This window comes from Pseudomonas sp. NUPR-002 (genome assembly GCF_056322725.1).
The window spans coordinates 3,200,009-3,213,244 of sequence record NZ_CM150476.1; the positions used below are offsets into that span (position 1 = coordinate 3,200,009).

Below are 13,236 nucleotides of genomic sequence, written 5' to 3' on the forward strand. Positions count from 1 at the left end.
CACGCACACTCATTGCATGAGGCCCATCATGGCAACGCCCGGCTGTTTCGATCCTCAAGCGTTTCGCGCCGCACTCGGCACCTTTACCACGGGGGTGACGATCATCACCACCCAGGCCGAAGATGGCTCGCCGATCGGCATCACCGCCAACAGTTTCAACTCGGTCTCGCTCAACCCACCGCTGGTGCTCTGGAGTCTGGCCAAGAACGCACGCAGTCTGCCGGTGTTCAGCAGCGGTCGCCACTGGAACGTGCACGTTTTGTCGACTGAGCAGGAATCGATGTCCGGTCGCTTTGCCCGTCAGGGCGAAGACAAGTTCACCGGCGTCGAGCTCGACACCGGCATCAGCAACGCGCCGCTGCTGCAAGACTGCACCGCGCGCTTTCAGTGCCGCACGGCCTTTCAGTACGAAGGCGGCGACCATGTGATCTTCGTCGGCGAAGTGCTCGCCTTCGACCACAGCGATCGCGCACCGCTGGCTTTTCAGAGTGGCCAATACGCAATGGCCCTGCGCAAGCCAAGAAGCGAGCTGCGCCTGGCAACCACCCCGCCACCGCCCGAATGCAGCTACACCGAGGACTTGCTCGGCTACCTGCTCGGCCGCTCGCACTACCAGATGCTGTACGCATTGCGTCGCCTGCTAAAAAGCCAGCAGCTCGATGAGCATGCGTTTTTCATCCTCTCGACCCTGTGTATCCGCGACAGCTTGACCCTGGAAGAGATCAACACCTTCGTCGGCTACACCGGTCATGTGGTCAGCGCCACGAGCATGCGCTTTCTCGAACGCCAGAACCTGGTCGCGCTGGAAGTGGAGGATGACCAGATTCGTTATGTACTGACGGCGGACGGCCGCGAGGCCTCGCTGCAGGAGGTTGCCCTGGCCAAAGCCGTCGAGGAAGACGTGTCCGCACGCCTGGGCGCCAGTGACGCGCAAGCGCTCAAGGTGTTGCTCAAGCGCCTGATCGCCACCTCGGACCCGGGCTTGCCAGACCTGTGGGCACCGCGCTGAGCCGCACCTGCCCCACTAGGCTCTGTATGAAAAGCGTTGAGACGAAGGTCAGGCAAGGCGAAAACAGCCGAGGAAGCGGAGTTTACGGGTTGTAAATGAGCATTCCGAGGCTGTTTTCAACGCAGCATCACCGAGTATCAAGGCTTTTCATGCAGAGCCTAAGGCCCCATCCGCATCAGCACAATAAGGACAGCCATGAGCATTCTGCAACGCTTCACCCTTACCGGCAGTGTCGCCATCATCACCGGCAGCGGTCGCGGCATCGGCCGTGCAATCGCCTTGGCCTATGCCCAGGCCGGGGCCGACGTGGTCTGTAGCGCACGCAGCGCTGCGGACATCGAAGCGGTCGCCGACGAGATCCGCCAGCTTGGCCGCCGCGCCCTGGCAATTACCTGCGATGTCAACGACAGCGAGCAGCGCCAGGCCCTGGTGCAACGCAGCCTGGAGCATTTCGGGCGCATCACCCACCTGGTCAATAACGCCGGCGGCGGTGGCCCCAACAACGCCTTGAGCATGCCGCTGGAGCAGTTCGAAGAAATCCTGCGCTTCAACGTTTCCAGTGCCTACGCCTTATGCCAGCTGTGCGTGCCGCTGATGTGCGAAGCCGGTGGCGGCAACGTCATCAACATCAGCTCGGTCGCGGCGCGCTATGCCCAGCGTCATTTCAGCGCTTATGGCACCGCCAAGGCGGCGCTGGTTCAGCTGACGCGCTTGCTGGCACAGGATTTCGCCCCGCTGGTCAGGGTCAACGCCGTGTCGCCCGGGCCGATTCTTACCGATGCCCTGGCCGGGGTCATGCCCGATGCCATGCGCAAAACCATGGAAGCCAACACCCCGCTCAAGTGCCTGGGCCAGCCTGAAGACATCGCTGCGGCCGCGCTGTACCTGGCCAGCCCGGCGTCGGCCTGGGTCACCGGCAAGGTCATCGACGTCGATGGCGGTGCCGACAGCAGCGTCTGGCCGGCCTGACTCCACTCTTTTCGCCGGTACCCTGGCCCCTTGGGACCGGCTTTTTATTCCTTCCACAGAGCGAACCGCCATGGATGCCTCCCTGATCACCGCCCTGGGCGATGAACTGTTCAACGCCTTGCGTGGGCGCACCACCCTCGCCCCGCTAACCCAGCGTTACCCGGCTATCAGCCTCGACCAGGCCTACCGGATTTCCCTGCGTTTTCTGCAGCGCCGCGAAGCCTTGGGCGAACGGGTCATCGGCAAGAAAATCGGCGTTACCAGCCGCGCCGTGCAACAGATGCTGGATGTGCACCAGCCCGACTTCGGCTTTCTCACCGATGCCATGCAAGTGGCCGACGGCAGTGAAGTGAGTTTTGCCCGCTATCAGTTGATTCAGCCCCGGGCTGAAGGGGAAATCGCCTTTATCCTCGGCGAAGACCTCACCGGCCCCGGCATTCGCGCCGAAGACGTGCTGGCCGCCAGCCAGGCCGTGACGCCGTGCTTCGAGATTGTCGATTCGCGTATCGACAACTGGCAGATCCGCATTCAAGACACCGTCGCCGACAACGCCTCGTGCGGCGTATTCGCCCTCGGCGAACAGCGCATCGACCCGCGTGACCTGGACCTGGCCCGCGTCGAAATGCACATGCTCAAGAACGGCCAGCCCGCCGGCAGCGGCCTGGGTTCAGCGGTGCAGGGCCACCCGTGCGAAGCGGTGGCGTGGTTGGCCAATACCCTGGGCGAGCTGGGCATTCCGTTTCGCCAAGGCGAAATCATTCTCTCCGGCGCCCTCGCGCCGCTGGTACCGCTGCAGCCCGGTGACCGCATCAACCTGTCGATGAGCGGGCTGGGCAATGCCAGCCTGCGTTTCGTGGCCTGAGTGCGGACGCTGCTTTCCTCTTTCCAGGAGTGATGAACCATGAGCAAGAAGATCAAATGTGCGCTGATCGGACCGGGCAATATCGGCACCGACCTGCTCTACAAGCTGATGCGCAGCGAAGTGCTGGAACCGGTGTGGATGGTCGGCATCGAAGCCGGCTCCGAAGGCCTGCAGCGTGCCCGTGAACTGGGTCTGAAAACCACGGCAGACGGTGTTGATGGGCTGTTGCCGCACGTTGTGCAGGATCAGGTGCAAATCGCCTTCGATGCCACCTCCGCCTATGTCCATGCCGAGAACTCACGCAAGCTCAATGCCCTGGGCGTGCTGATGATCGACCTCACCCCCTGCGCCATCGGCCCCTATTGCGTGCCGCCGGTCAACCTCAAGGCCAACCTGGCGCGTGGCGTGATGAACGTCAACATGGTCACCTGTGGTGGCCAGGCAACCATCCCGCTGGTGGCGGCCGTCTCCAGCGTGCAGACGGTGGATTATGCCGAGATCATTGCCACGGCGGCGTCGAAATCGGTCGGCCCGGGCACCCGCAAGAACATTGACGAATTCACCCGTACCACGGCCCGCGCGGTCGAACAGGTAGGCGGTGCGAAACAGGGCAAGGCAATCATCATCGTCAACCCCGCCGAACCGCCGCTGATCATGCGCGACACCGTGCACTGCCTGACCGCCGACAGCCCTGACGAACCTGCGATCCGCGCCGCCATCGACGCGATGATCCTCCAGGTCCAGCGCTATGTACCCGGCTACAAGCTGGTCAACGGCCCGGTGTTCGATGGCAATCGGGTGTCGATCTTCATGGAAGTCGAAGGCCTGGGTGACTACCTGCCCAAATACGCCGGCAACCTCGACATCATGACCGCTGCCGCCGCCCGCACCGCGGAAATGTTCGCCGAGGAAATCCTCAAGGGCGAGCTGGTGCTGCGCGCCCTCCCCGAACCTGTCATTGCCTGAGGAAATGTCCATGGAACTTAGCGGCAAGAAAATCACCGTTCACGACATGTGCTTGCGCGACGGCATGCACCCCAAGCGTCATCGCATCAGCTTGCAGCAGATGAAAGACATCGCCTGTGGCCTGGACCAGGCCGGCGTGCCGCTGATTGAAGTCACCCACGGCGATGGCCTCGGTGGCAGCTCGGTGAACTACGGTTTTCCGGCGCACAGCGATGAAGCGTATTTGTCGGCGGTGATCCCGCTGATGAAAAACGCCAAGGTCTCGGCGCTGTTGTTGCCGGGGATTGGCACCGTCGATCACCTGAAAATGGCCCACGGGCTTGGCGTCAGCACCATACGCGTGGCCACCCACTGCACCGAGGCGGATGTCAGCGAACAGCACATCGCCCATGCCCGCAGCCTGGGCATGGACACCGTCGGCTTTCTGATGATGGCGCACATGAACAGCCCGGAAGGCCTGGTCAAACAGGGCCTGCTGATGGAGAGCTACGGCGCCAACTGCATCTACTTGACCGACTCGGCCGGCTACTTGCTGCCTCACGATGTCAGCGCGCGGGTGGCGGCCATGCGGGCGGCGCTCAAGCCTGAGACTGAAATCGGCTTTCATGGCCACCACAACCTGTCGATGGGCGTGGCCAACTCCATCGCCGCCATTGCTGCAGGCGCCGGGCGTATCGACGCTGCCTGTGCAGGTCTGGGCGCTGGCGCCGGCAACACGCCGATGGAAGTGCTGGTGGCGGTGTGCGAGCGGATCGGCATTGAAACCGGTGTCAGCGTGTTCGGTATCCAGGATGTGGCTGAAGACCTGGTGGTGCCGATCATGGACTTCCCGATTCGCAGCGACCGCGATGCCTTGACCATGGGCTATGCCGGGGTCTACGGCTCGTTCTTGCTGTTTGCCAAGCGTGCCGAGCAGAAGTACGGGGTACCGGCGCGGGAGATTCTGGTCGAGATGGGCCGGCGCGGCATGGTCGGCGGGCAGGAAGACATGATCGAAGACACCGCCATGACCCTGGCCAGACAACGTACCGCCCGCGCCTGAGCGCACCACCACGGCCCGGGTAGCGACCGGGCCTTTACCGCGCCCCACGGCTTGGCCAGGAGTCATCCATGAGCAGCACGCACCCTCAACCCATAGGCTGGCGCGGTCATGGCCTGCTGTTTCTGCTCGCGATGATGTACGCCGACAACTTTGTCGGCCGGCAGATCATTGCGGTGATGATCGAACCGCTCAAGCAGGAGTTCGGTGCCAGCGATACCGCCATGGGCCTGGTGTCCGGCCTGGCCTTTGCGGCCGTCTATGTAGTGCTCGGCCTGCCAGCCGGGCGCATGGCCGACCACATGCCGCGCACCCGCCTGCTGGCGGTCTCGTGTTTGTTGTGGGCATTGGCCACGGTGGTTTGCGGGCTGTCGAGCAGTTTTACCATGTTGGTGATCGCACGCATGGCCGTGGCGGTGTTCGAGTCGCCAAGCACCTCGACGTCACTGTCGATCATCGCCGACCTCTACCCGCCACATCGACGTTCATTTGCCATCAGTTGCTACACCGCTGCGCCGACGTTTTCGACCATCATCGCCCTGTGCGTGGGCGCCTGGGTGGTGGATCAATATGGCTGGCGCAGCGCGTTTTTTGCCGTCGCCCTGCCCGCCCTGGTCCTCAGTGCGCTGTTTGCCCTGGTGATGCGCGACCCACCGCGCGGACGCTTCGACCTCACCCCGGCACAGGTGGCAGCGCCCGCGCAGAGCCTGCTGCTCAGTGCCCGCGAACTGCTGGCGCAGCCGGCCTTTCGCTGCCTGGTGCTGGCCTGCGGCATCACCACCTTCGGCGCTTACGCTTATGCCATGTGGAACGCCAGCTTCCTGGTGCGCTCGCACAATCTGCCGGTGCAACACGCAGGCTTTCTCGCCGGCCTGATCGGCGGCAGCTGTGCCGGGCTCGGCGCATTGTTCAGTGGCTGGCTGACCGACCGCCTGGCAGTAAAAAGCCCCCATTGGCAGCTCGGCATTCCGCTGATCGGCCATGTTCTGGGCAGCGCTGCGCTATTCACCTACCTGCTGTGGCCCGGCGATATCCTCATGTGGGTGGGCTCGGTACCGGTGCCCAGCGCCATGCTCTGGTGCGCGCTGAGCAGTTTCTTCTCGGTCTGGTGGGTGGGGCCTTCGTTCTCGTTGTTGACTCAACTGGTGCCCGCGCACCGCCGGGCGACCGCCGTGGCCTTGCAGACCATTATCTCCACCCTGTGCGGTGTGGGCATTGGCCCGCTGGCCACCGGCTTGCTGAGTGATGCGCTGATGCCGACCTTCGCCGACGAATCGTTGCGCTACGCCCTGCTGCTGGTCAGTTGCACGATCCTGGTACCGATCTTCCTGCTGTGGCGTACCTACCAGCACTTGACCGGACATTCGAGGCTTTCAGCCTATGCCTAAGGCAACCTCAGCTGCGCTGCAGAGCGACTGCGCAGAATTCATCCTGATTGCCGCCCGCGACCTGCTGGCCGAAGTTGGCTATGGCGCAATGTCCATGCGCCAACTGGCCAGCCGGGCCGGGATACTGCCAGGCAGCCTCTACCACCACGTGGCCAGCAAACAGGATTTATTGTTGGCGGTACTGGCACACGTACTCGAAGCCCGCGATGGCGCCTGGCAGCAGCTGCCGCGCCAAAAAGGCGTGCTCGCCGAGCTGCGCAGTTTTATCCGGTTCATGTTGGCCTGGCAGCTGACGCATCCCACCGATGCCAAGGTGCTGGAGCATGAACTGCGTCACCTCGACCCGCACCAGCAGCATTGGCTGACACGCCGCAGTAACAGCCTGCAGGCAAAACTGTGCAACCTGTTACGCCGAGGTCAGCGCTCAGGCGCACTGGGAGACATTGAAGTCGAGTCGGCGGCGCTGGCAATCATGGCCTTGCTCGGCACCGCCGACGGGTTGCGCAACACCAGCACTGGCTGGAGCTCTGCCGACCTCGAAGCGCATTTCGTGAAAATGAGCTGGCGAGTGCTTGATGTGCACAGGGTGGGCACAACGGCCTTGACTGGCCATTGAGGCAACACTTGGTAGGCGCCGCGACCCGACTTATTTCGCGATTGCGGTTTGTCAGTCACATCGCTATCGCGGGGCAAGCCCGCGCCTACCGGTGGGAGCGGGCTTGCCCCGCGAGGCGTTGTGACTGAACGTCAGCGATCCATCTGCCATTCGGCCTGGGTAGCCAGCCCGAACAGTTCTCGCAAACCATTGATACCCAATTTGCGATACAGGCGCTTGACGTAGGTGGCAGCGCTGACCGGGCGAACGCCAAGCTGTTCGGCAATCTCGTCTACCGCCAGACCACTGAGCATCAGGCGCAACAGCTGCTGTTCACGCGCGGTCAATTCGATGTGTTGTTGCCTGATCACCCGCTCAGCGAGCAGCAGTGGCAGTTCGTTGGCCTGCAGGTAGGCGTGGTAATGCAGGCGCACGGCCTGGATCAACAGCGGTGCGAGGGTTTCCAGGTGGTGCATTTCCCGCTCGGAGAAGCGCCCATGCTCGCGGCCACGGTAGAAGTTGAGCGACAACCAGCGGTTGCTGTCACAGTGCGTCAGTAACGCCAGCCGCTCGGAAATCTGCGGCTGTTCATAGCAAATGCGCCGGTATTCTTTGTGGGTGATGTCATCAATCGACTGGCGCTGCACGATGGTCTCGTGCCCGCCACTGCCCTGGTTGATGACGTGCTGGTTGCCGTCCAGGCCGAAAAAGCGCTGGACGTACTTGTTGGAAATCACCGGCAACGACACTTCACGCGCCCGGTCGGCAAACGAGAACACTTCGGCATTGCGGCGCTTGGGATAAGCGAAGATCGTGCACTGGGCCAGCGGCACACTGGGACCGACGACCTGCAGCAGGTCGGCGGCCAGGTAGCGGCTGCGGTTCTGGCCTACCCGCGCAAGCAGGTTGGCGGCATGGCCAAGGTTGAGGCTATGTTCACTACTGCCGGGACGCAGGGGCCAGTACTGCATGACGAAGTCTCTGTGAGTGTCGAGGCCACTCTATCACCCTTCAGCGCGCCGGCGCTGCAATCGGCAGACGCAAGGCTAACAGTGCGCCGAGGATCATCAGAATGGCCGCATAGACAAAGCCTGAAGCGAAGCCCTGGCTCAGGTCTTTCAACCAGCCGACCACCAACGGATTGACTGCCGAGCCGATATTGCCGACGGCGTTGATCACCGCAATGCCCACGGCGCGGGCGCCCAGGCTCAGCACCTGGTCAGGGGTGGTCCAGAAGATCGACATGGCGGTGTAGGAGCCGCTCGCCGCCATGCACACCCCCAGCAATTGCAGCGCTGGCACGTTCGATACAGCCGTGAGTATCCAGCCGGCCGCCGCCAGCAGCATCGGCAACACCAGGTGCCAGCGGCGTTCGCGGGTGCGGTCCGAGTGCAGGCCCCAGACGATCATCAGGATGATGGTGCAGACTTGCGGTATGGCCGCCAGCACGCCAACCACCTGGTTACTGCTGGTGCTGTTGAAGCCTTTGACGATCAACGGTGTCCACACCGCAATCATTGCCAGGGTGTTGACCAGGCAAAAATACACCAGACAGAACAACAAAATCCGCGGCGAGGTCAGCTCGGCCCAGAGGCTGCGAGGTCGCTCGGGGCTGGTCGCCCTTGCCGCAGCCGCCTCTGCATCCAGTGCGTGTTGCAGCAGTTGCTGTTCCTGGCTATCGAGCCACTTGGCCTTCTGCGGGCGATCATCGAGGTATCCGAATACCACACAGCCCACCAGTACCGAAGGCAGGCCTTCAAGCAAAAACAGCCATTGCCAGCCCTTTAAACCCCAAGTGCCATCCAGCCCCAGAATCAGGCCGGACAACGCCGCGCTGAAACCTGCTGTAAACGGCATGGCAATCATGAACAGCGCATTGGCGCGGGCCCGGTAGGCTGCGGGAAACCAGAAGGTCAGGTACAGCAACACGCCCGGCAGAAACCCGGCTTCGGTCACGCCCACCAGAATGCGCAACAGGTACAGCGAGGTGGCATCGGTGGCAAACAGGGTGCAGGTCGAGGCCAGGCCCCAGGCAATCATCAGGCTGCCGATCCAGCGCCGGGCACCGATTCGCGCCAGGACGATGTTGCTGGGAATGCCACAGGCGATGTAGGCGATATAGAAAAAGGTGCTGGCCAGACCGAACTGCGTACTGCTCAGGCCGAGGTCGCCCATCATGGTCAGGCCGGCAAAGCCGATGTTGATGCGATCCAGAAACGACAACACAAAACACACAAACAAAAAGGCGATCAGCCTTTTCGAGACTTTGTTACACACCTGCTGGTAGCGGTCGTGAGCATCGGTCGGCGCCGAGGCGCTCGCGTTGGCACTATGACTGCGCGTCATTGGCTGGCTCCTGATTATTGTTATAGGTGGGCTCACCGGCTTGCACAGGCAAGCCGGAGGCCATTGCACGGCAGAGACAGGCTGATTACAGGTCGAGCAAGGCTGTGCGGGTCAGTTGCTCAAATTGCTTGGCATCACCCAGTGCCTGGGCACTGAGCAGCGCCAGTTTCACCAGGAATAGTTCACGTTTGCCCTCAGCTGCCAGATCGAGGGCGTCGGCCAGTTGGTCGTAGATGTGTTCAAGCTCGGTAATGCTCAATTGCGGGTGTTCCATGGTCTGCTCCTCACGCATTGCCCAGGGCCGTTTCGACAGCGCCGCGCAGGGCTTGGCCGCTGAGTTGATGCCAGCGTGCGCACACATGCTGGTCTGGACGCACCAGGTAGGCACTGCCCGCCGCCGCAGCGTATTTGTTGCGCATGTGGCCGCTACGGTCATCGATCAGTGCATCTGCCCCAGCGACGGCGGTTTGTTGATTGCCGGCAATGGCCAGGACCTGTAGCGGCACACCGCGTGCGCGCAGCGCTTGCACTTCAACCTGAACATCGTTGGGTACTTCGCCGCTGTCGGTGAAGTACAGCAGGTAGAACGATGCCCCCAGCTGGTCGAAAAGGAACTGGTTGTCCGCGAGTTTGATGTTCAACAGCGGTGCCCCCTGCGCGGGACCGCCGGCGAAGTCGCCGTTGTCGTCGCCTTTGCAGTTGAGGGCGGAGTCAACGTAGTCGTGGGGCCGCGAGGTGCGCCAGTGATACAGCGGGCGAACGAACGCCTGGGTCAGTGACAGCGACAGCACCGCGTCCCGCACCAGGCAGTGGCCCGGGGTGGGTGGGGTCATGAAACGGGTACTCTTGCCCGCCTCGGCAATGATTTCGCGCGCGGCCCCTACCCGCTCTGCGCAGTACGATGCCAGCAACTCCGGCCCGGCCAGGCCCTTGAGGGTCAGGGCCAGTTTCCAGCCCAGGTCGTGACAGTCCTGGAAACCGGTGTTGGCACCACGCACACCAAAAATAGGCAGCAAATGCGCGGCATCACCGGTGAAAATCACACGATTGTGGATGTAATTCGGCAAGGTCAGGGCCCGCGCCGAGTACACCGAGCACCAATCCAGCTGCCATTGCGGGTTTTGTACCCCGACAATCTTCAGCTGGGCATTGATACGCTCGCGCAGCGAGTCAGGGTGCAAGGCCTGCTCCGGTGTTTCGTCACGCGGTAGCTGATAGTCGATGCGCCAGATATTGCCTGGTTCGCGGTGCATGAGCACGGTATTGCCGGGGTTCCACTGCGGATCGAAATAGGCCAGGCGCTCGGTGGGCAGGTCGAGGTCGATCTTGATGTCGGCAATCACAAAGCGGCCTTCATAGGAGGCGCCTTCCAGTTGCAGGCCAAGATGACTGCGAATGGCCGAGCGTGCACCATCGGCGGCGATCAGCCAGTTGGCGTGCAGGGTGTACTCGCCCGCCGGGGTATCGACCTCCAGCGTTGCATAGTCCTCAGCCTGGCTCAGGGCATTGACCTTGTTACCCCAACGCAGCTCGATCAGTGGGTTGGCCTGGCAGGCATCGACCAGAAACTGCTCCAGGCAAGGCTGTTGCAAGTTGGTCATGGGCGCAAAGCGATCGTCCGGGTCGTGTGGCGCCTCCATGCGAAACACCCGCTGATTGCGGTAGAACGAGTTGCCAAAGCGCCAGCCCAAGCCCGCATCAGTGACACGTTCGCTGACGCCCACTTGCTGCAGAATTTCCAGCGAGCGGCGGGTGAAGACGATGGCTCGGCTGCCTTCGCTGACTTGACGTTCAGCCTCCAGCACAACCGACGGGATACCGTAGCGGGCCAGGTCCAGTGCGGTGGTCAGGCCAATGGGCCCGGCACCGACAATCACCACGGGGCGCCGCTCAACCTCTGTAGCAGTGACACTGGCGGTATGGGCAGGGAACACCTGGTAATTGAAATAAATAGAGCGACGAGGCTCGGCGAGTGGTGTATGCATAGCGCTGCATCTCCGGATTTTTATGCTTATCGGCCTGCGCCGTTTCGGATCTGCATCGCACTTTAAGGCGTGCGCAGCAAAAGCATGTCCCCTCAAGGAGACAACTTTGCGCCAGATCAATCATTACCGCCCGGCGCCCTGCCCCAGGCCCCGCTCTGCACACTGCAGCACTGCCCCTCCGCAAGGGTGGGTGATGCTCGCCGGCAATCTGTTGAACTCTGGACCTTTGATCCCGCTTGATACGTCCTATGAGGTTTTCCACCATGAGTGAATACAGCGCCCCCCTGCGTGATATGCAGTTCGTCCTCAACGAACTGGGCTACCTGCAACACGTCAATGCGTTACCCGGTTGTGAAGACCTGAGTACCGATCTGGTCGATGCCATCCTCGGTGAGGCCGGCAAGTTCGCTGAAGGTGTACTGTCGCCGCTGAACGTGATCGGCGACCGCGAGGGTGCGCGCTGGCAGGCAGGCGAAGTGACCACGGCAAAAGGCTGGCAGGCTGCCTATGAGCAGTTTGTCGACGGCGGCTGGAACGCCCTCTCCTGCCATCCAGACTTTGGCGGCCAGGGCTTGCCGCGTCTGGTGTCGGCGCTGGTAGAGGAAATGTGGAACGGCGCCAACGTGTCGTTCGGCCTGTGCCCGATGCTCACCCGTGGCGCCATCGAGGCGATTGAGTTGTGCGGCTCGGACTACTTGAAAGACACCTACCTGACGAAGATGATCAGTGGCCAGTGGACCGGTACCATGAACCTGACCGAACCGCAGGCCGGCTCGGACCTTGCCGCCGTGCGCAGCCGCGCCGAACCGCAAGGCGATGGCAGCTACCGGCTGTTCGGCCAGAAAATCTTCATTACCTACGGCGAGCACGACCTCACCGATAACATCGTGCACCTGGTGCTGGCCCGCGTTCCGGGAGCGCCGGAAGGGGTCAAAGGCATCTCGCTGTTCCTCGTGCCCAAGTTCCTGGTGCAACCAGACGGCAGCCTCGGCGCCCGTAACGACGTGCGCTGCGCTTCGCTTGAGCACAAGCTCGGCATTCATGGCAGCCCCACTGCAGTGTTGGCCTTTGGTGATCACCAGGGCGCCCAGGGCTGGCTGGTCGGTGAAGAAAACCGTGGGTTGGAATACATGTTCATCATGATGAACGCCGCGCGTTTTTCCGTCGGTATCGAAGGCGTGGGCCTGTCCGAGCGGGCTTACCAACGCGCCCTCGCCTACGCTCGGGAGCGCGTTCAGGGCACCGAAGCCGGGGCTAAGCACCGCGACAAAGTCGCGATCATCAGCCACCCGGACGTGCGGCGCATGCTGCTATCGATGAAAGCCCGCACCGAAGCGCTGCGCGCCATCGCCTGCGAAGTCGCCACGGCGATGGACTGCGCCGAGCGTCACCCTGACCCTACCCAGCGCCAGGCAGCGCAAGCCTTTGTCGAGCTGATGATCCCGGTGGTCAAAGGTTGCGGCACCGAGTCGGCGGTCGATATCGCCTCGCTGGGTGTGCAGGTTCACGGCGGCATGGGCTATATCGAGGAAACCGGTGCTGCCCAGCATTTGCGCGATGCACGCATCACCACGATCTACGAAGGCACCACCGGTATTCAGGCCGCAGACCTGGCCGGGCGCAAGATCGCCCGCGATGGTGGCGAAGCCATTGGCGTGCTGATCGCCCGCATGCGCCAGGACCTCGAAGCGCTCGCCAGCAGCGCCGAGCCATTGTTGCAAGGTATCGCCCAAGCCCAGGCCAACGCCGTCACCGCGCTGGAAGCGGCCGTGGCCTTCACCGTGTCCAACTTCAAGGCCAACGCACCGCAGGTGCTGGCCGGCTCGGTGCCGTTGCTGGAGCTGTTCGGTACTGTATGCGGTGGCTGGTTGATGGCCCGCTCTGCAGCTGCCGCTGACCGCCAGCTCAAGGCAGGCACAACCGAGGAGGACTTCTATCGCAGCAAGTTGCTGACCGCGCGTTTTTACGCCGCGCACCTGCTGCCGCGTGCCGAGGGCCTGGCGCGCACCGTGACAACAGGCGGTGACGCCGTGCAGGACATGGACATCTCGTTGTTCTAAACGCTGAAAGACAGCGC

General features: G+C 62.6%; 12 protein-coding genes. 8 read left to right on the forward strand and 4 right to left on the reverse strand.

Features of this window, described 5'->3' with window-relative positions; genetic code table 11:
* The first annotated feature begins 28 nt into the window (after positions 1–28).
* The 7 genes from ACVWSC_RS14505 to ACVWSC_RS14535 all read left to right on the forward strand — a co-directional run bounded on the left by ACVWSC_RS14505 (position 29) and on the right by ACVWSC_RS14535 (position 6,849).
* Positions 29–1,009 carry a flavin reductase gene (locus ACVWSC_RS14505; protein ID WP_476461661.1) on the forward strand — a complete coding sequence of 327 codons (981 nt, stop codon included), beginning with the start codon at positions 29–31 and terminating at the stop codon, positions 1,007–1,009.
* A 195-nt stretch (positions 1,010–1,204) separates the two neighbouring features.
* A complete protein-coding gene (locus ACVWSC_RS14510) occupies positions 1,205–1,978 on the forward strand; it encodes a glucose 1-dehydrogenase (protein ID WP_476461662.1) in 774 nt (257 codons plus the stop codon).
* A 70-nt stretch (positions 1,979–2,048) separates the two neighbouring features.
* Complete coding sequence (locus ACVWSC_RS14515) at positions 2,049–2,840, forward strand: fumarylacetoacetate hydrolase family protein (RefSeq protein ID WP_476461663.1); 792 nt, start codon at positions 2,049–2,051, stop codon at positions 2,838–2,840.
* 39 nt (positions 2,841–2,879) lie between these two features.
* Complete coding sequence (locus tag ACVWSC_RS14520) at positions 2,880–3,806, forward strand: acetaldehyde dehydrogenase (acetylating) (RefSeq protein WP_476461664.1); 927 nt, start codon at positions 2,880–2,882, stop codon at positions 3,804–3,806.
* Between the two features lie 10 nt (positions 3,807–3,816).
* Positions 3,817–4,848, forward strand: coding sequence for a 4-hydroxy-2-oxovalerate aldolase (gene dmpG, locus ACVWSC_RS14525; RefSeq protein ID WP_476461665.1), 1,032 nt, complete (start codon positions 3,817–3,819; stop codon positions 4,846–4,848).
* Between the two features lie 68 nt (positions 4,849–4,916).
* Positions 4,917–6,233: a spinster family MFS transporter gene (locus ACVWSC_RS14530; protein WP_476461666.1), complete on the forward strand. Its 1,317-nt coding sequence runs from the start codon at positions 4,917–4,919 to the stop codon at positions 6,231–6,233.
* The gene (locus ACVWSC_RS14535; RefSeq protein WP_476461667.1) at positions 6,226–6,849 is read left to right on the forward strand and encodes a TetR/AcrR family transcriptional regulator; all 624 of its coding nucleotides are present in this window, start codon (positions 6,226–6,228) and stop codon (positions 6,847–6,849) included. The genes ACVWSC_RS14530 and ACVWSC_RS14535 overlap by 8 nt, the downstream gene beginning before the upstream one ends.
* A 131-nt stretch (positions 6,850–6,980) precedes the next feature.
* Here the strand turns inward: ACVWSC_RS14535 and ACVWSC_RS14540 are convergent, their stop codons facing one another.
* The 4 genes from ACVWSC_RS14540 to ACVWSC_RS14555 all read right to left on the reverse strand — a co-directional run bounded on the left by ACVWSC_RS14540 (position 6,981) and on the right by ACVWSC_RS14555 (position 11,159).
* Positions 6,981–7,799, reverse strand: a complete 819-nt coding sequence (locus ACVWSC_RS14540; protein ID WP_476461668.1) for a helix-turn-helix transcriptional regulator — start codon at positions 7,797–7,799, stop codon at positions 6,981–6,983.
* A 40-nt stretch (positions 7,800–7,839) separates the two neighbouring features.
* The gene (locus tag ACVWSC_RS14545) at positions 7,840–9,174 is read right to left on the reverse strand and encodes an MFS transporter (protein WP_476461669.1); all 1,335 of its coding nucleotides are present in this window, start codon (positions 9,172–9,174) and stop codon (positions 7,840–7,842) included.
* A gap of 85 nt (positions 9,175–9,259) precedes the next feature.
* The gene (locus tag ACVWSC_RS14550) at positions 9,260–9,448 is read right to left on the reverse strand and encodes a DUF2783 domain-containing protein (protein ID WP_476461670.1); all 189 of its coding nucleotides are present in this window, start codon (positions 9,446–9,448) and stop codon (positions 9,260–9,262) included.
* A 10-nt stretch (positions 9,449–9,458) separates the two neighbouring features.
* Positions 9,459–11,159: an FAD-dependent monooxygenase gene (locus tag ACVWSC_RS14555; RefSeq protein WP_476461671.1), complete on the reverse strand. Its 1,701-nt coding sequence runs from the start codon at positions 11,157–11,159 to the stop codon at positions 9,459–9,461.
* A 263-nt stretch (positions 11,160–11,422) separates the two neighbouring features.
* On the opposite strand from ACVWSC_RS14555, the gene ACVWSC_RS14560 reads away from it, so the two are divergent.
* Entirely contained in the window at positions 11,423–13,219 is a 1,797-nt protein-coding gene (locus ACVWSC_RS14560; protein ID WP_476461672.1) for an acyl-CoA dehydrogenase C-terminal domain-containing protein, read from the forward strand.
* The last annotated feature ends 17 nt before the right edge of the window (positions 13,220–13,236 follow it).

Bases quoted from the DNA above. Each gene is read 5' to 3' on its own strand.
- ACVWSC_RS14515 (WP_476461663.1), top strand. From the start codon at position 2,049: ATGGATGCCTCCCTGATCACCGCCCTGGGCGATGAACTGTTCAACGCC.
- ACVWSC_RS14540 (WP_476461668.1), bottom strand. From the start codon at position 7,799: ATGCAGTACTGGCCCCTGCGTCCCGGCAGTAGTGAACATAGCCTCAAC.
- ACVWSC_RS14545 (WP_476461669.1), bottom strand. From the start codon at position 9,174: ATGACGCGCAGTCATAGTGCCAACGCGAGCGCCTCGGCGCCGACCGAT.
- ACVWSC_RS14555 (WP_476461671.1), bottom strand. From the start codon at position 11,159: ATGCATACACCACTCGCCGAGCCTCGTCGCTCTATTTATTTCAATTAC.
- ACVWSC_RS14510 (WP_476461662.1), top strand. From the start codon at position 1,205: ATGAGCATTCTGCAACGCTTCACCCTTACCGGCAGTGTCGCCATCATC.
- ACVWSC_RS14505 (WP_476461661.1), top strand. From the start codon at position 29: ATGGCAACGCCCGGCTGTTTCGATCCTCAAGCGTTTCGCGCCGCACTC.
- ACVWSC_RS14550 (WP_476461670.1), bottom strand. From the start codon at position 9,448: ATGGAACACCCGCAATTGAGCATTACCGAGCTTGAACACATCTACGAC.
- ACVWSC_RS14535 (WP_476461667.1), top strand. From the start codon at position 6,226: ATGCCTAAGGCAACCTCAGCTGCGCTGCAGAGCGACTGCGCAGAATTC.
- ACVWSC_RS14530 (WP_476461666.1), top strand. From the start codon at position 4,917: ATGAGCAGCACGCACCCTCAACCCATAGGCTGGCGCGGTCATGGCCTG.
- ACVWSC_RS14560 (WP_476461672.1), top strand. From the start codon at position 11,423: ATGAGTGAATACAGCGCCCCCCTGCGTGATATGCAGTTCGTCCTCAAC.
- ACVWSC_RS14520 (WP_476461664.1), top strand. From the start codon at position 2,880: ATGAGCAAGAAGATCAAATGTGCGCTGATCGGACCGGGCAATATCGGC.
- dmpG (WP_476461665.1), top strand. From the start codon at position 3,817: ATGGAACTTAGCGGCAAGAAAATCACCGTTCACGACATGTGCTTGCGC.